Here is a 16,813-nt window from a genome sequence, read left to right on the forward strand (position 1 = left end):
CTGTGCTCCTTGCCTGTGCAGGTTGACAGGCAAGGAGACATCACCCTGAGTCAGAGGCTGGCATCAGGATCTGCTGCTGACTGGCTCTTTGATTTGGCTGGCTCACCCAGCACCTGCCGGAACCAGTGAGTCACTCTGGTAATAACCTCAGGCTGATACCAGCGGTAATCACCATGTTCAGCCCCTTCGATCAACACGTAATCAGCACGATTACCCGCTTTTTTAAGGGTGTTATAAAGATTTGCACTTTGTTCAGGAGAGACCAGCGTATCGCTGCTGCCATGCATAATTAAAAATGGCGGTTTAACGCCTTTCAGGTGACCCACTGGACTCGCATAAAGCGCTTTCTCAGGCTCATCGGTCACTGATGCCCCGGCGAATTCGCGGAACGCCGCACCATTAATCAGCAGCGCTTCGGTGACGGCAGGGGATTGATGCACTTTTTGTATCGCATCCGGAAAGCCTTCTCCGATGCTACGCAAATCAGAAATGCCATACAGCGTGGCCACAGCCTGTACATCTGAAGACTGGTCAGTGAAATCGCCTTTATCAAACGATTTATCCCCATTGGTGCTTCCCATCATCTGGGCGAGCCATCCCCCCGCCGAATCACCCAGAACCCCTATACGCGCCGGATCGATACCATACTCAGAGGCATGCTGGCGCAGAAATCGGACTGCCGCCTTAGCATCAACAACCGGCGCCGGAAAAATATCAGGAATAGTGCGATATTCAGCTGCGGCGACCACAAAACCCGCCTCTGCCAAGGCCAGCCGCATTGCAATAAACTTGTCACGTTCCGCTGACAGGAACCCCCCGCCGGGAAAATAGATAATCGCTGGTTTCAGATCATTGGTTCGTGGCACCAGCAGTGACATGTGCAATTGCCTGACAGAACGCACGCTTTTCACCTGGTGGTAAACCAGATCTCCAATATTGTCGATCTGGTCCTGACGGGTGTTAACCTGGAGAATCTCAGCACCCTGAGCATGACCTGGAAGCTGATCCTGACCGGATGCGATGGCTGTAGTAGCGACTGAAAGCATAACGACTCCCGACATTAAGAGGTGCCAGTTTCTCATATTTTTTGTCCTGTAATCATTTAAATGTTAATGGGATGCTTTGTGTAAGTGTCAGAATAAAGATTCTGGCTTATCAGACATTAGAAACAATGTGAATAAATTATTATTAACAGACTAAACCTGCGTTAATTTAAACGTCAGGCATCATTGATGATAAGGATAAGACAACCACAAAACGGATTAATTTCAGTAATTAAGCAATATTTCCAGGTTAATAATGTCATCGCATTTTTAGTATCGGCCATCCTTATCATTTCACCTATCATTCCCGCGCTGAAAAGATAAGACGGATTTTATTAAAGATACTAAATGGAGGTGTAAATGAAACTTACGTTTATGGCATTGTTGTCTCTTTTCTCCTGTTGTGTAGCCGCGGAAACGGTTGGATACCGGGCTGAAATCGTCTATTTTAAAGCCGATCCAGCAAAAGAAAAAGAAGCTAACGTGCACTATGAAGATGGCTATCTTATTGTTAAAGATGGCTATATTTTAAAATCAGGTGATTATGCGACCATAAAGGACCAGCCTGTCGACCAGCTGATTAATTACAGCGGAAAAATTATCACACCCGGATTCGTGGATACGCATGTTCATTATCCTCAAATCACCATGATCAGTGAATATGGTAAACAGCTTATTGGCTGGCTCAATACCTATACCTTTCCAACCGAAATAAAATTCCGCAATCATCACTATGCGTAACAACAGGCATCTGAATTTCTTGATCAGCTTGTCAACAATGGCACCACCACGGCACTGGTGTTTGCAACCAGTTCGCCAGCCTCCGTTGATGCATTTTTTGAGCCGGCAATAAAATGAAGTGATTGATAGCGTGAAGTCACGTCTTCAGGTGCAGAAAAGGCCGAGGGGCAGCGGCCTTTTCAATAATAATCAGCAGAAGACATCATGGCCGGTATAAACCGCTAACCGCCAGTACAAGGGTCATCACTGACCGCAATAATCCACGCATTATTGACTAAAAGGTCTGATTTTTTGACAGAGTCGCAGCAAGTTGTAAGGGAGTAAAAAGAAATCAATCATATCAGCGGGATGAACGCGTCGAAGGACCGGCACCCTCTCATTCAGTACCGGCTTACACACAGGCTGTCCACTTTTTCTGTGGATAACTTGAGCCCTAATCATGGGCGTTCCGCTTTTTTATCGTTCTATGAGTCAGCAACATCCGGAGCCGCGTGCTGCTCCATAAATTCCACCATCGCACCTTTATGCGCATCCACATGACGGATATAACGCATCAGTGTCTCCGGTTTTTTCCAGGTGCCTTCCTGCATGATCCGGGCGATAGGATAGCCTTTATCAGCCATATCCTGAGCTGCGCCCACCCTGGCGCTGTGGCCACTCCATCCGGTATAACGATTTTTGTTAGCCTTCACTGCGCCGCCTTTTCCAGCAGTATGCCATGCACGGTCAAAGATCTGTTCCAGTGCCCGGGTGCTTATCGGCTTTGCTGAAATCATTGCCCGTCCAGATCGGTGTACAGCAGTAAACAGAAAGGCATCAGGCTGGCCGGATAGCCCGGCTGCATCGATCCACTCTTCCAGACGCTGAGTTGAACGGGCACTGAGCGCCTTGATCAATCCGCCGGTCTGCACAATCGTTTTTGTCCACGCCACATCCAGAATGATACGACCATCACCGGCACGCATCACATCACGCACCCGCAACCGTGACAGTTCACTGATACGCAGTAGCGTTGCATAGGCGACATGCAAAAAAGCCAAATCACGAAGTGCCTGAAGGTTATCAGAACCTGACCACTGTTTATCCAGTGCCATCAGGTCGGACAGCCTGAAAGGCACGGCCTGGCCAGCGCGCTCACCCTCCATCACGGCCACACGATTTATCTTCTTCATCGTACGATAAACCAGTGGCGAGAGATTGGGCACCGGCAACCCGGCGTTACGGTGTAACATCGAGATTAACGCAGCGTGTGAAGTGATCGTCGAGGAGGCCCGGCCGCTTTCAGCCAGAAAAGAGAGATAGTCGCGCAAATCCTCTGCACTCATTGGCAGGAAAGTACGCTGATTATCTTCTGACCACTGATTGCAGATTCGCATGACGCTAAGCAGCTGTCGCCAGGTATTGGGGGAAAATGCCTCTTTGTCCTGAACGAACTGCCTGAGCCGTTCGGTGATATCACTATTCCGGGTCACCGTCAGATGGGTTAACGGCACTATCTCGCTCATTTTTGCTCACTTATCAGTCAGAAAACGTGATGATCGCGCTACGTGAATTCTGAGAATTCATCAGGGGGATAACCGGTCAGAATTTACGTAGCGTTGCCATTTTGCAGGGTGATCTTTGCTGCTCTATATCATAACCCGACGACTTTCCTGTGTCATGACTTCGTATAAGAACAATTATACGAAGCCAGGTTAAGGTGCCGGATTCAGCCCGGTTTTGACCTGATTGACAGACGTTCAAATGGGTAGGGCAGAAAGACGTCCGGAACATCAGCCCACCCTGGGTTGATGAAGAAACGGTTATTTCTGGCAAGGCATAAAATGAATAATTGAAGGAAAGTCTGAATAATGATTCAGTGAAATGGTGAAATAGTGACCTGATAAATACAATTTGATTAAAGTCAGCACTTCCAGTGCGCGGAGTATGGCGAAAAGGAAAGAACGTGAAGTGAAATTAACAGACCATTGAAGGTTGAAAATTTTATTATGTAAGCAGCCAGTTTAATTTAAAGATAATTGAAGGACCCTAAATGAAAATACTGTCTACCAGATCCGTTTGAGAACGCTTTGCTTACTGAATTTCTGGAATGGAATCTCCACATGCTAACCCGGCTATCATCCTATGAACAGTTCTTATTCACGTTATCCGGGAGCATATCTGCATCCTGAATCAGAATAAAAAACTAAATACTGACTTCGCAAAGATTTAAATATCAACTATTGGCGATCATACGTTATCTTCCAGCCTGAATAAAAAGCAACGTTGATGCTTTATGTCAGATAATTTATCGAATGAGACTGATAATTAACTTATTATCGAAAATTAATTTCTGGCAAGGTAACGGGCATTTCTTCCTGATGCGTTATTAAATTTTTCATGACTGCGTCTGAGTTAAGTCACAGAACGCTGTCATCACCAGGGTAAAAAGAGGATATCTCATGAAAAAAACGTTATTGTCACTGTGCCTATTTGGCCTGTCCTGCGCACCGGCTATCACGCTGGCTCAACAGCCTGTGACCTGTGTTAAAGCATCTGAACAGGATGTTGCCAGCCTGTTTGATACCTGGAATAATACGCTGGCAACCGGCGATGCCACTAAAGTCTCTGAATTATATGTCAGCGATGCCGTGCTGCTGCCAACTATTTCAAACCATGTGCGCCTGACAGACCAGGAACGCATTGATTACTTTAAAGACTTCCTGAAAAAAGGCCCGAGCGGTAAAATTGATTCCCGCACCATCCGAATCGGCTGTAATAAAGCGATTGATGCCGGCGTTTATACTTTTACCTTCAAAGATAATTCGCACGTCACAGCACGTTATACTTTCACCTATGTCTGGGATGGCAAGGGCTGGAAGATCTCCACTCACCACTCTTCAGCTATGCCAGAGCCAGTAAGCCAGCCTTAACAACCGGTGTGGCAGGATGAAAACCAGCTTCACAATGCGAAGCTGGTTTTATTAATTCCGCCATTTCAGAATTTTAGATAACTGCCGATTTTTCCTGGCAAAAAATTATTTCATGGTGTAATCCCTTAAAAAAATTTCACACCTGAATTCTTGTGATTACCTTATAAGGCTCATTGGTACTAAAACACGTAACCCCATTATCATGGTTCGGTTAACATTAATAAATGTTATCGCCAGACGGCGCTCGACTGCATTATCAGCCTGAACACCGCCGCTGCGTCATATTCATCTATCATCAATATGCTTAATCACCGTTGCCGATCTGCCAGATAAATGTCGGATCGTTGCCATTTACCTCCCAGTCACCCACGTTGCGGATTTTGTAGATCACCGGGTTGTGTGATGACACTGTGCGGGCGTTGCGCCAGTGCCGATCCAGCGCCTTGCTGACGCGGGTATCGGACGCGCCCAGCGCATTGAAGAACTCCGTGGCAGCTCGCGTCACTAGCTCCACCGCGACTACCTGCGCCCGGGCGGACTCCACCTCTGCCTGAACGTTCGCCGCGTGAAGCTCCGCTTCATTCGCACCGCTCAGTTGCAGTTCAAATGCCCGTTGCAGTGAGTGGGTCGACCGATCAACGGCGGCTTCAACGGCCCAGATCCAGCTGCTGATCTGACCGACAACCTGCAGCACCTGCACATCCTGCTTAACCTGAGGCGCATTGCCGTGGCTGTACATCCGTTTACGCTGCGCGACCCCCTGTGACGCATCGCGTACTACGGCCCGGCCTATACCCGCCAGCGTGGCTAATAACACATGCTGATAAAATGCGGTCTGATAGCGAAAGCGCTCACTGAAATCATAAACATGCGGCTGCTCCACGCGGGCATGATGAAAGCGTGTGGTGCCACTGCCGGTCAGCCGCTGCCCGAAACCATCCCAGTCATCATCACGTTCCACCTCTTTCTGATGCGTGTTCACCAGCGCGATGACGTCGCGGCCGTTGTCAGTCCGCTGTGCATAGACATCAATCCAGTCCGCATAGAGCGTGCCGGTGCTGTAAAACTTCTCACCGCTGATCCGCCATTCTCCCTCTGCCGGTGAGACCTGGGTGTTGACCTCACCCAGCTTAACCGCTCCGATTTCACTCCAGCCACTGCCCACCAGCTCACCATCTACGAAACGGCGGAACCAGCGCCGCCGCTCTTCACTTTCTGGCTGGTTCAGGCGATCCTCAATAAAAGCGAAGTGCGCACGCAGCGCCTGTGGCAGATTCGAATCCGCTTCAGCCAGCGCGGTCAGCAGGGAAAAGAGCTGCGGCAGCGAGACGCCGAAACCGCCTTCTTCTTTAGGGATACGCAGGGTGCCAAACCGCGCCTCCTTCAGCCAGCGGATCGGCTCATGCAGCAGAGTACGGTTGATTTCACGCGCGGCGGCACCTTCAGCAATACGGTTGAAGAGGGGCCGGAAATGTTCGGTCAGCGCGGCAAATTCAGTATGGGTTAAGTCAGACATGTTCTTCTCCTGTTGCAGGTTGTTCATCAATGTCCTGTCGGGTCGGTTCAAACCGGATAATCAACAGGAAAATAATGGGGATAAGGGCGGCGAGAGAGACGATCCAGAACATGTTGGTGCCATAACGGGCCTGCAGAATGGGCAGGATAAATAGCGCCAGCGCACTGCCGATGCCGGAGAGCGAGCGACTAAAGCCCACGCCGGTTGCACGAATGTGGGTCGGATAGGATAGCGCCGGATAGATCATCAACTGCGCGCCGGGTCCAAATCCTTCGGCAAACAGCCAGAGTCCCAGCATCAGTACGGCAAATACCACGCCGATAGTCGCCTGCGGATGACCGATCAGCGCCAGCGAGATTAGCGCGATAAACTGCAGCGCAAAACCCGCAATCGCCACATGCCTGGAGGGAAATTTCCATGCCAGTCGCATCCCCAGCAGACCGCCGGTAAAGGCGAACAGCGCGTTCAGCCCCAGTGAGGCCGAGATGGTTTCAAACACGCCCGCGCCCAGAAATTGCGCCAGGATAGAGGGCAGGAAGAAAGCAATGGCGGTGTACTCAAAGGCGATACAGACGTTCATTACTGCGCTGACGATGGTGCGTTCAAGGTATGGCTTCTGAAACAGCACGCGGAAACTCACCTTCGGGGCCGCTTTCACGGTTTCGGTTTTTTCGGGCTGCTCTTCATGCGCAATAATGCCGTAGGAGTCGCGCAGGATACGAACTGCTCCGCTCAGGTCTCCCTGATTGGCTGCCCACAGCGGTGACTCATTCATAAACTTGCTGCGTACCGCGATAATGAGCAGGGCCGGTACCGCGCCAAACAACAGCGAGGCGCGCCACAACCAGTCGATGTGTTCTGCAGGTAGCAGGAAATAGAGCGCAAAAATAATAAAGAAGCAGGCAGATGACGCGGCATACCACATCGGGCACCAGGCGGCGAGGCGCGACGCTTTGTTCCCTTTGCCGGAGAATTTAGAGAACTCCGCCAGGTAGGCCATGGCAACCGGCAGATCGATTCCTACCCCGATTCCCATCAGAAAACGCGCGCCAATCAATACCCAGACGTTGGGCGCCAGACCCGCAGCTATCGCAGAGACCACAAAGAACAGCATGTCCGCCATAAACACCGAGTAGCGGCCATATTTATCGGTCAGCCAGCCGCCAACCAGGTTACCGACGATGGTGCCGATCATAATGGAAGAGGTCACCAGTCCGGTCAGCACCGGGGTTAAACCAAACTCTTTCACCACATCGTCAATACCATAAGAGAGCGTGGTGAGATCGTAGGCATCAAGAAATACACCGCCCAGCGCCAGGAACACAATCCAGCGGGCGTAGCTGTTTTTCTCGGTATTACTGTTGATCAGCCGGGCTACATCACTCACCGAACGAACCGGCGTGGAGTGGGGCGGCGGGGCGGTCAGGGTGTTGTCAATCTCTAATGTACTCATCATATCCTCGTTATTATATTCAGCAGGTAACGAGGGATTTATAGGCATTCCCGGCTCAGTAAACAACCAACAAATAACGATAACTATTTCAGTATATTCAATAAGTTAATCATTAAAACACGACCACGACAGACGCCGGATGAATAGCAGGATTCATCCGGTACGAATTAAAGCATTACTCTTTTCCTGACCTGAAATCGGCGCTTTTCTCAGCCGTTAATAAATCTGTTAAGCGATGACTGAGACTATTAACCGGCAGATTTCATCCTGATATTTCAGCGCTATTTACCCGAGTTTCTGCGTCAGCGTTACGACGATAACCGGCACCCGGATGTGGCGACGCCAGCCGCGGCCCCTGTCCGAACAACTTCTCACGCAGCGTACCGGGCTGATACTCCTGCTTGTAGACGCCGCGCTTTTGCAGTTCGGGCACCAGCAGTTCCACCACGTCAGTGAAGGTTTCATGCGTCACGGCGTAGGCGAGGTTAAACCCGTCAACGTCGGTCTCTTCAACCCAGCTCTGCAGTTCATCCGCTACGGTTTCGGCGCTGCCCACCAGCAACGGGCCAAAACCGCCAATGCCCACCCAGTCAGCCAGTCCCTGCACCGTCCACTGACGATTGGGATCGGCGGTGGAGAAGGTCTCAACCGCCGACTGAATGGCGTTGGTATGCAGATGCTTTAATACCTGTTCCGGCTGATACTGCCCGAAGTCGATACCGGTCCAGCCCGAAATCAGCGCCAGCGCGCCTTCGTAACTGACATAGCGTTTGTACTCCTGCCATTTCGCCTGCGCCGCCAGGTCAGTTTCACCCACAATCACCGTCTGCAGATTGAAGATCAGGATGGAACGCGGGTCGCGTCCCGCCTCAGCGGCCCTGCGGCGAATATCTGCCACAGTTTTCTTCAGCAGTACTTTTGAGGGTGCTGCCACGAACACGCATTCAGCATGTTCCGCCGCAAAGGCTTTACCCCGGCTGGAGGCACCGGCCTGGTATAGCACCGGCGTGCGCTGCGGTGACGGCTCGCAAAGATGAATGCCCGGCACCTGGAAAAACGTTCCCTGATGGTTAATCGGATGGATTTTATTGGGGTCGCTGAAAATATGACGTTCACGATCGCGCAGGACAGCGTCGTCTTCCCAGCTTCCTTCCAGCAGCTTATAGATAACCTGCAGATACTCATCGGCGTAGTCGTAGCGCGCATCGTGGTCGGTCTGAGCCTGATGCCCGATATTGCGCGCACCACTTTCCAGATATGAGGTGACAATATTCCAGCCAATACGGCCTTTGGTCAGATGATCCAGGGTCGATATTCGCCGCGCAAACGGGTAGGGGTGTTCAAACGACAGCGAGGCGGTCAGGCCAAAGCCCAGGTGTTCCGTCACCATGGCCATCGGCGTGATTAACGCCAGCGGATCGTTTACCGGTACCTGTGTAGCCTGACGGATGGCGGCATGGTTATTACCGTTGAGCACGTCATAGACACCCAGCACGTCAGCAATAAACAGCCCATCAAATTTACCGCGTTCCAGCAGGCGGGCTAAATCGGTCCAGTACGCCAGGTCTTTGTACTGCCATGAGCGGTCGCGGGGATGCGCCCATAAGCCGGGTGACTGATGACCGACACAGTTCATATCGAAAGCATTCAGGCGAATTTCACGTTGCGATGACATAGCGACTCCTGAGCGGATACGGCAATCGCTTGCCGCCCACCTTTTAATGTGTGTTTTATAAGGAAGATTCAGTAGGTGAGTGAGTCGGGACATCGCTCGCTGAAGGGTAGCGGCGGGGTGGCGAGGAGCTGTCGTGCAACGGACTCGGCATGTTCCGCCACCTGCGGTAATCCCATCAGCTCGCCAAAACGACCCCGTGCGGCAGGCCCGGCAACATACAGTCCGGGATTAGCTTCACCGTTCACATTCAGCGTCTGAGACAGCGCATTGACCTGGATCCCCAGCGCCAGCGAGTCAGGCTGGATCACGCCATCGCCATGGAGCTGACGCAGCAGCGCATTGCTGTTAAGCAGCGCATTGTGTGCAGGGCCGGTGGTGACAATGACTTTCTCCACCTCCAGCATGTGTGATTGCGCACCACGCAGGCGCAGCGTCAGCCGGAGCGTTGCGCCACCCGATTCAGCGGCGATAAGGCGCGCCGCCAGCAGATTCAGCTGACCGCTGGCCTGCTGCTGGCTGAGAACCTGGCTCACCTGTGGCGCAATACGATAGCGATGAACATCCCACCAGGGACGGAGATGATGCAGAAAGCGCTGCTGCTCGTGCAGCGACAGACTCTGCCAGATGCGCTGACCGTTACGGCGAATATCATCCAGCACCAGCTGCCAGGGCAGATTCAGCGCCGCCGCCTGTTTAACTTCCTGTCGCACACGATGCAACCAGCCGCGCGCGGTAGCAGGTTGCGGCTGACTGTAATCCAGGGCGTAAGTCTCATTGTTGCCACTCAGATTGGCACGCGGCAGCTGGCCACGACGGGAGAAGACGGTAATCTTTCCACGGTGCTGCTGGCGATGCAGCGAGGCCACCACGTCAGACATCGTCAATCCTGAACCGATAATCGCGACCCTGTCGTCAGGAGCCACCTGAGCCAGCGCATCGCGCTGCCAGGGATTAGCAATCAAAGCCGGATGGCCCTGTAGCGGCTTCAGCAGAGCAGGCAGATCCGGTGGGGGATGGCTGATCGCCAGCACTACCTGATCGGCATGAATCTGCTGCCCGAAGGCCGTGGTCACCACGCCATTCTTAAAGGCAACCGCACTGTCACGCAGATGACTCAGTTTCACCGGTGAGTGCTGCTGCTGATGCACAAACTGCGCATTGACCCAGCGCCCGAACTCACCACGCTGCGGGTAGACGTTGTCGTCATGCCACAGTGCCTCCGGGTCGTTGTTAAAAGCAGGAGAGGCGCGATAGTCGCAATCAAATGCCCCTTCTTCATCACCGGCAAGCTGCATTCTGGTGGCCGGCACATTAATGCGGTGAGCTGGATCGGTGGTGCCGTATGCCACGCCCTGCGCCAGCTGCGCGCGGGGTTCAATTACCGTCACCTGCAACCCCGCCTGGCCAGCCCGGGCCAGATGGATCGCCAGCGCGGTGCCGGTGAACCCGCCGCCGATAATGACAATCTGCTGTTGTGACATAAGCGAGCCTTTTTCCTGTTAACTGACTAGCTGGCGCTGGTCTGTTTAGCCGGGCGACGGTCGCCGCCGATGGTTTCACCAAACGGACCGGTGTTGACGCTGCGCTGTTTCTTTTCGGCGTTGGCGGCCAGCGGCAACAACGGCATTACCAGCTCAGCAAAGCGGTGTGCCTCTTCAAGATGCGGATAGCCGGAGAAGATAAAGTTCTCAATGCCCAGTGCCTGATACTCCCGGATGCGATCGGCAACCTGCTGCGGATTGCCGACCAGCGCAGTTCCTGCACCGCCGCGCACCAGGCCAACGCCAGCCCAGAGATTGGGACCGATGCGCAGGCTCTCACGCGACCCCTGATGCAGGGCACTCATCCGCGCCTGACCGGTGGAGTCCATGCGGGCAAAGATTTTCTGCGCGGCGGCGATAGTTTCTTCATCCAGGTGAGAAATCAGCCGATCGGCCGCCGCCCAGGCTTCCTCTTCCGTTTCACGTACTATGACATGCAAGCGGATGCCATAAGAGAGCGTACGGCCCTTCTCCTGCGCCCGCTGACGAACCACCGCCAGCTTCTCCGCGACCTGTTCAACCGGCTCGCCCCACGTCAGATAGGTGTCGATCTGATTTGCCGCAATGTCGATAGCTGCCTCCGACGAACCACCGAAATAGAGTGGCGGACCGTCTTCCTGCACTGGCGGGAAGAGGATCTCAGCGCCTTCCACGCGAATATGCTCACCTTCAAAGTCTACCTTCTCGCCTTTCAGCAGGCGGGAGTAAACCTCAAGAAACTCTTTGGTCACCTGATAGCGCTCTTCATGACTCAGGAAGATGCCGTCACCTTTGTTCTCCACCGGATCGCCACCCGTGACCACGTTGATCAGCAACCGGCCGCCGGAAAGACGGTCCAGCGTTGCCGCCATGCGCGCCGCCAGGCTGGGCGGTTGCAGGCCGGGACGCACGGCCACTAAATAGCGCAGCTTTTTGGTGATCGGTGCCAGTGCCGAGGCGACCAGCCATGAATCCTCGCAGCTTTTACCGGTCGGGATTAACACACCGTAGTAGCCCAGATTATCTGCCGCCAGCGCAACCTGCTGTAAATAGGGTAAATCGACTGCTCTGCCGCCTTCGGTGGTACCCAGATAGCGCCCGTCGCCGTGAGTAGGCAGAAACCAGAAGAGGTTGGGATTTTCCTGTGTCGCATGGCTCATTAGCAGATTCCTTTATAACGATATTCAAATTTATCACATAGGGTTAATCCCTTTGGTTATATAGCCCTAAGCAGGATGCGTGCCAGTGCGGTTAAATAATTTTATTATTAAAATTCAATGATTTATCATTTTGATGGCAGATGTTAATCTGCTGCATTCGCAACAGAAGGAGTTGTACTCTGCTGCATCGGCAACAACCTGGTGTGTTTCAGCTCTCGTTTCAGCGTCAGCGGCGCGGTATGGTCATGACTTTCCTGCTCACCCGGTAAAAAAGATGCAGATAGCCAGCCCTGAGTTAATTGACCCCGCATCACGCGCCTTTAAAAGCGTGCTGGATCAGCTCGCGCCCACCGATGCAACCGTATTAATTATTGGCGAAACCGGCACCGGCAAAGAGGTGATGGCGCGCTACCTGCATCATCACAGTGCGCGCAGCCGACAGCCTTTTCTGGCCGTTAACTGCGGCGCACTTACCGAGAGCCTGGCGGAGTCGGAGCTGTTTGGTCATGAGAAAGGCGCCTTTACCGGCGCACAGGATAAACATCGTGGCTGGTTTGAGGCGGCAGAGGGCGGCACGCTGCTGCTGGATGAGATTGGTGAGCTAAGCCCGTCGCTGCAGGTGAAGCTGCTACGCGTGCTGCAGGAGCGTGAGATCACCCGCGTGGGATCCTCCAGGCCAGTAAAAGTCAATGTGCGGGTCATTGCCGCGACCAACCGGGATCTGGTGATGGCAATTCGTGAGCGGCGATTCCGGGAAGACCTTTACTATCGGCTGAATGTGGCCAGCGTCACACTGCCGCCGCTGCGTCAGCGCTGCGAAGATATTCCGGTGCTGGCCAGTCACTTCCTGCAGCTCTATGCGCGCCGTCTTGGTCGTCCTCAGCTTCGCCTCAGCGATGAAGCCATGACGGTGTTGATGAACTACAGCTGGCCGGGCAACATCCGTGAACTGGAGAACACGCTGCACAACGCCGTGCTGCTCAGCAAAACCTCACTGGTCACGCCCCAGCAGCTGCGGCTAAGCCCTCTTGCGGGGAGCGATCTGCCGCAGGGAGAGGAGGCACTGGATCAGTTTTTACGCCAGCAGATGCAGCAGAGTGACACGCCGCTCTATCCGCGGGTAATTGCTGCGCTGGTAAAAAATGCGCTGGAACTCACCCAGGGTAATCAGTTACAGGCGGCCGCGCTGCTGGGTATCAGCCGACATACATTGCGCACGCAGCTGGGGCATCTGGGGGTGATTAAACCGCGCCGCGGTTCAGTGCGTCAGCGCGATGCTGCTCCTGGTCAGCAGCCTGAGCGGGAGCGGGAACTGCGTATTGGTTATCAGAAATTTGGCAACCTTGGCATCCTGAAAGCCCGCCAGTCGCTGGAACAGCAGCTGGCCGGGCAGGGCGTCAGCGTCATGTGGAGTGAGTTTCCTGCGGGTCCCCAGCTTCTGCATGCGCTGAGCAATAAGGAGATCGATTTCGGAACTACTGGTGAAGTCCCCCCCTTGTTTGCACAGGCCAGCAATAGTCCGATGGTCTATGTCGCCTGGGAACCTGCCGCCCCGCAGAGCGTGGCGCTGCTGGTTCCGAAGAGCAGCCCGGTTCAGCAGATTGGCGATCTCCGGGGCAAACGTATCGCCGTGAATCGCGGTTCCAACGTTCACTATCTGTTATTGCAGATTCTGGATGAGGCGGGTTTAGCGCTGGATGATGTGCGCATTGTCTATGCCCCACCTAAATATCCGCTGACGCCCAGCGATCTCAACGCGGTGGATGCCTGGATGATGTGGGACCCGTTACTCAGCGATGCGGAGAACAGCGGAGAGTTCAGGGTAATTGCGGATGGCACTGGCCGGGTCAATAACCATCAGTTTTACCTGGCTGAGCGCGGATTTGCGACGCACTCTGGCGATCTGTTACAGGTTCTGCTTAACGCGCTCGAGCAGACCGGCCGCTACATTGATGCGCATCGTGCTGAAGCTGCCGGGCTGCTCTCCACGGAACTCGGCATCTCTGCCACCTCACTGATGCACGCCTTAGCCCGGCGCAGCCATCAGACCCAGAGAATGAACCTGGCCATTATCCGGGAACAGCAGACCATCGCGGACCGCTTCTATGCGCTGGGGTTATTCAGTCGCGCCATTCGCGTACGCGAGTCGGTCTGGCATCCATAGCGTTTTTTTAGCTAAGCATCGAACATTTCATCGCTAAGCGCTTCAACCCGCGTTTGTTATGTTGCGCAGACAACAACCAGACTCAGGAATGAGAGATGAAACAAGTTTTACTCAGCGCTTTGATTATTGCCGCCCAGGCGGGTTTCGCGTTCAACACCCAGGCAGCAGAGAAACCCGAGACAGTGAACATCGGTTTTCAGAAAGCCAATATCTTTGCGCTGCTGAAGTATCGCGGCACGCTGGATCAGGAATTAAAAAAGCAGGGTATTGCGGTGCACTGGATTGAGTTCCCGGCCGGACCGCAGATGCTGGAAGGCTTAAACATCGGCAGTATCGATCTGGCCGCTACCGGCGACGCGCCACCGACATTCGCTCAGGCAGCGCAGGCCGATCTGGTTTATCTGGGACACTCGCCTGCTAACCCTAAAACCGAAGCGATTGTGGTGCCCGCAGACTCGCCAATTAAAAGCGTGGCGGATCTCAAAGGCAAGCGTGTGGCGCTGAATAAAGGTTCTGACGTTAACTATCTGCTGGTCACCGCGCTGGAGCAGGCAGGGCTGACTTATAAAGACATTACGCCAGTCTATCTGCCACCTGCGGATGCGCGCGCCGCTTTCCAGCGCGGCGCGGTAGATGCCTGGGTCATCTGGGATCCCTACTACGCCGAAGTGGAAACCAACGCCCATGCGCGGCTGCTTAAAAATGCCGAAGGGCTGGTGCCGCACTACACCTTCTACCTTGCCAGCCGCAAGTTCGCAGAAACTTATCCTCAAATCGCCACTGAGGTGGTGGATGAGCTGGGTTCGCTGAGTCAGTGGGCTAATCAAAATCAGGAAGAGGCAGCAAAAATCATGTCCACCTCAACCGGTCTGCCGCAGCCGATCTGGCAGCGCGCCCTGGCAAGGATGCCGTTTGGCGCAGAGCGGATGACGCCAGACGTCTTCACCCAGCAGCAGGCGCTGGCAGATACCTTTACCCGGATTGGTCTGTTGCCGGTGAAAGTCGATATCCGCAGCGCGACGTGGTCGCAGGATAAGAAGTAGGCAAGCATCAGGCGAATATTTATCCGGATAAGCTTCGTCTGACATCTGATAATCAGTCTCTCTAAATAGCAACAGGCGGCCTTGCTAATCTCTTTCCGGTAATAGGTCCGTAGCATTACAGCAGGGTGAGGATAAGCAGAAAGGCGGGGAAGACAAAAGGGAATTTAGCGAAGCGGTGTTTATATTTCATAGAGTTACACGATGTTAATGTTAGCAGCCTGCTTCATAATCTGTTCTACACTTACGCATTCAATTACGCCCGTTGATTGAAAAGCAGCATCACGAAGAGGGTACGCGTCAGCAATGCATCATGCAGTCGCCACCCTCAAAACTGATCATGCCCGTGAGGTAAACATTATGAAAGCAGTTGTCTATAACGGACCTTTTGACGTTTCAGTCAAAGACGTTCCGGATCCGAAAATCGTTCGTCCCACCGATGTGATTGTCCGTATTACCACCACCAATATCTGCGGTTCTGACTTACATATGTACGAAGGGCGAACCAGCTTCGAGCAGGGTCGCATCTTCGGCCATGAGAATCTGGGCCAGGTTGTTGAAATCGGTAGCGGTGTAGAGCGGATTAAAGTCGGTGATTATGTCTGCCTGCCCTTTAATATCGGCTGCGGCTTCTGTGAAAACTGCGAGAAAGGGTTAACCGGTTACTGTCTCACGGCAAATCCGGGTACGGCCGGTGCCGCCTATGGCTTTGCGGAGATGGGCGAATGGGAGGGTGGTCAGGCGGAGTTACTTCGTGTTCCCTTTGCTGACTTTAACTGCCTGGTACTGCCGCCGGATGCGGCAGAAAAGGAGGAAGACTACGTTATGCTGTCCGACATCTTCCCTACCGGCTGGCATGCCACGGAGCTGGCAGGATTACGCCCTGGCGAGAGTGTTGCCATTTACGGTGCTGGCCCGGTCGGCTTAATGGCGGCACATTCGGCCATGATTAAAGGCGCATCACAGGTCTTTGTGGTCGATACCCATCCTGACAGACTGGCGTTAGCCGAACAGATTGGTGCAGTGGCGATCAATGGCGTGGGCGATGAGGCGGTCAATAAAATCCTCGAACTCACCGATGGGCGCGGCACGGATTGCGGTTGCGAGTGCGTGGGTTATCAGTGCTGCAATAAACATGGCCATGAGGACAACTCCGCCACGCTGAACAGCCTTGTTGCATCAACTAAGGCCACGGGCGGGATTGGTACGGTAGGCGTTTTTGTTCCTCAGGATCCCGGCGGTGCAACTGAGCTGGCTAAAGAGGGTAAAGTGCCGTTCGATTTTGGTACGTTCTGGTTTAAAGGTCAGTCAATGAAAACCGGCCAGTGTAACGTGAAAGCCTACAACCGCCAGCTCGCCAGGCTTATCCATCAGGGCAGAGCTAATCCGGCGCAGATCATCTCACATCGTCTTGCACTGGCAGATGCTCCCGAAGGCTATAAGCATTTTGACGATCGTGATAATGGCTGGACAAAAGTTATTCTGAAACCCTGAATCGTGAGCCATAGCCGCATAAGCCACATTCAGGCGGAAATGAGAAGGAGAACTAAAAGCCTGTCTGTGGTTTGATGCTTTCAGCGTGTGTTATG

The 16,813-nt window shown here is 53.5% G+C and carries 12 protein-coding genes; 5 read left to right on the forward strand and 7 right to left on the reverse strand.

Translation table 11 applies throughout. From position 1 onward, the window contains the following. Nucleotides 1–50: 50 nt before the first annotated feature. On the reverse strand, nucleotides 51–1,082 hold the full coding sequence (locus N1689_RS18780; RefSeq protein WP_405038951.1) for an alpha/beta hydrolase fold domain-containing protein: 1,032 nt from the start codon (nucleotides 1,080–1,082) through the stop codon (nucleotides 51–53). Between the two features lie 321 nt (nucleotides 1,083–1,403). Here N1689_RS18780 and N1689_RS18785 point away from each other — a divergent pair, with 321 nt between their 5' ends. After that, on the forward strand, nucleotides 1,404–1,784 hold the full coding sequence (locus N1689_RS18785) for a hypothetical protein (RefSeq protein WP_260059765.1): 381 nt from the start codon (nucleotides 1,404–1,406) through the stop codon (nucleotides 1,782–1,784). A 464-nt stretch (nucleotides 1,785–2,248) separates the two neighbouring features. On the opposite strand, the gene N1689_RS18790 is transcribed toward N1689_RS18785, so the two are convergent. After that, nucleotides 2,249–3,289 carry a tyrosine-type recombinase/integrase gene (locus N1689_RS18790; protein ID WP_260059767.1) on the reverse strand — a complete coding sequence of 347 codons (1,041 nt, stop codon included), beginning with the start codon at nucleotides 3,287–3,289 and terminating at the stop codon, nucleotides 2,249–2,251. Between the two features lie 936 nt (nucleotides 3,290–4,225). On the opposite strand from N1689_RS18790, the gene N1689_RS18795 reads away from it, so the two are divergent. Beyond that, nucleotides 4,226–4,696: an SgcJ/EcaC family oxidoreductase gene (locus tag N1689_RS18795; RefSeq protein WP_161736457.1), complete on the forward strand. Its 471-nt coding sequence runs from the start codon at nucleotides 4,226–4,228 to the stop codon at nucleotides 4,694–4,696. Between the two features lie 304 nt (nucleotides 4,697–5,000). On the opposite strand, the gene N1689_RS18800 is transcribed toward N1689_RS18795, so the two are convergent. From N1689_RS18800 to ssuD, 5 genes are all read right to left on the reverse strand, one after another. Then, a complete protein-coding gene (locus N1689_RS18800) occupies nucleotides 5,001–6,212 on the reverse strand; it encodes a monooxygenase (protein ID WP_253418475.1) in 1,212 nt (403 codons plus the stop codon). Next, complete coding sequence (locus tag N1689_RS18805) at nucleotides 6,205–7,665, reverse strand: MFS transporter (protein WP_161736464.1); 1,461 nt, start codon at nucleotides 7,663–7,665, stop codon at nucleotides 6,205–6,207. Before N1689_RS18805 ends, N1689_RS18800 begins: the two co-directional genes overlap by 8 nt. A 262-nt stretch (nucleotides 7,666–7,927) precedes the next feature. Continuing rightward, complete coding sequence (locus N1689_RS18810; protein WP_260059771.1) at nucleotides 7,928–9,340, reverse strand: LLM class flavin-dependent oxidoreductase; 1,413 nt, start codon at nucleotides 9,338–9,340, stop codon at nucleotides 7,928–7,930. Between the two features lie 68 nt (nucleotides 9,341–9,408). Then, nucleotides 9,409–10,821, reverse strand: coding sequence for an FAD/NAD(P)-binding protein (locus N1689_RS18815; protein ID WP_260059774.1), 1,413 nt, complete (start codon nucleotides 10,819–10,821; stop codon nucleotides 9,409–9,411). A gap of 26 nt (nucleotides 10,822–10,847) precedes the next feature. Then, nucleotides 10,848–12,020, reverse strand: a complete 1,173-nt coding sequence (gene ssuD / locus N1689_RS18820) for an FMNH2-dependent alkanesulfonate monooxygenase (RefSeq protein ID WP_222925708.1) — start codon at nucleotides 12,018–12,020, stop codon at nucleotides 10,848–10,850. 274 nt (nucleotides 12,021–12,294) lie between these two features. Between ssuD and N1689_RS18825 the strand changes: the two genes are divergently transcribed. The 3 genes from N1689_RS18825 (at nucleotide 12,295) to N1689_RS18835 (ending at nucleotide 16,718) form a co-directional block, all read left to right on the forward strand. Then, nucleotides 12,295–14,184, forward strand: coding sequence for a sigma-54-dependent Fis family transcriptional regulator (locus tag N1689_RS18825; protein WP_161736452.1), 1,890 nt, complete (start codon nucleotides 12,295–12,297; stop codon nucleotides 14,182–14,184). A gap of 95 nt (nucleotides 14,185–14,279) precedes the next feature. Continuing rightward, on the forward strand, nucleotides 14,280–15,227 hold the full coding sequence (locus N1689_RS18830) for a sulfonate ABC transporter substrate-binding protein (protein ID WP_161736451.1): 948 nt from the start codon (nucleotides 14,280–14,282) through the stop codon (nucleotides 15,225–15,227). Nucleotides 15,228–15,584: 357 nt separating this feature from the next. Next, nucleotides 15,585–16,718 (forward strand): glutathione-independent formaldehyde dehydrogenase, encoded by a 1,134-nt coding sequence (locus tag N1689_RS18835; RefSeq protein WP_222925709.1) that lies wholly within the window; start codon nucleotides 15,585–15,587, stop codon nucleotides 16,716–16,718. Nucleotides 16,719–16,813 lie beyond the last annotated feature (95 nt).

This window comes from Pantoea sp. XY16, from assembly GCF_025153065.1.
Taxonomy (GTDB): Bacteria; Pseudomonadota; Gammaproteobacteria; order Enterobacterales; family Enterobacteriaceae; genus Pantoea; species Pantoea alfalfae.

Excerpts from the sequence above, each read along its gene's own strand:
- N1689_RS18785 (WP_260059765.1), top strand. The coding sequence starts at position 1,404 with ATGAAACTTACGTTTATGGCATTGTTGTCTCTTTTCTCCTGTTGTGTA.
- ssuD (WP_222925708.1), bottom strand. The coding sequence starts at position 12,020 with ATGAGCCATGCGACACAGGAAAATCCCAACCTCTTCTGGTTTCTGCCT.
- N1689_RS18805 (WP_161736464.1), bottom strand. The coding sequence starts at position 7,665 with ATGAGTACATTAGAGATTGACAACACCCTGACCGCCCCGCCGCCCCAC.
- N1689_RS18815 (WP_260059774.1), bottom strand. The coding sequence starts at position 10,821 with ATGTCACAACAGCAGATTGTCATTATCGGCGGCGGGTTCACCGGCACC.
- N1689_RS18795 (WP_161736457.1), top strand. The coding sequence starts at position 4,226 with ATGAAAAAAACGTTATTGTCACTGTGCCTATTTGGCCTGTCCTGCGCA.
- N1689_RS18810 (WP_260059771.1), bottom strand. The coding sequence starts at position 9,340 with ATGTCATCGCAACGTGAAATTCGCCTGAATGCTTTCGATATGAACTGT.
- N1689_RS18825 (WP_161736452.1), top strand. The coding sequence starts at position 12,295 with ATGCAGATAGCCAGCCCTGAGTTAATTGACCCCGCATCACGCGCCTTT.
- N1689_RS18800 (WP_253418475.1), bottom strand. The coding sequence starts at position 6,212 with ATGTCTGACTTAACCCATACTGAATTTGCCGCGCTGACCGAACATTTC.
- N1689_RS18835 (WP_222925709.1), top strand. The coding sequence starts at position 15,585 with ATGAAAGCAGTTGTCTATAACGGACCTTTTGACGTTTCAGTCAAAGAC.
- N1689_RS18830 (WP_161736451.1), top strand. The coding sequence starts at position 14,280 with ATGAAACAAGTTTTACTCAGCGCTTTGATTATTGCCGCCCAGGCGGGT.
- N1689_RS18780 (WP_405038951.1), bottom strand. The coding sequence starts at position 1,082 with ATGAGAAACTGGCACCTCTTAATGTCGGGAGTCGTTATGCTTTCAGTC.
- N1689_RS18790 (WP_260059767.1), bottom strand. The coding sequence starts at position 3,289 with ATGAGCGAGATAGTGCCGTTAACCCATCTGACGGTGACCCGGAATAGT.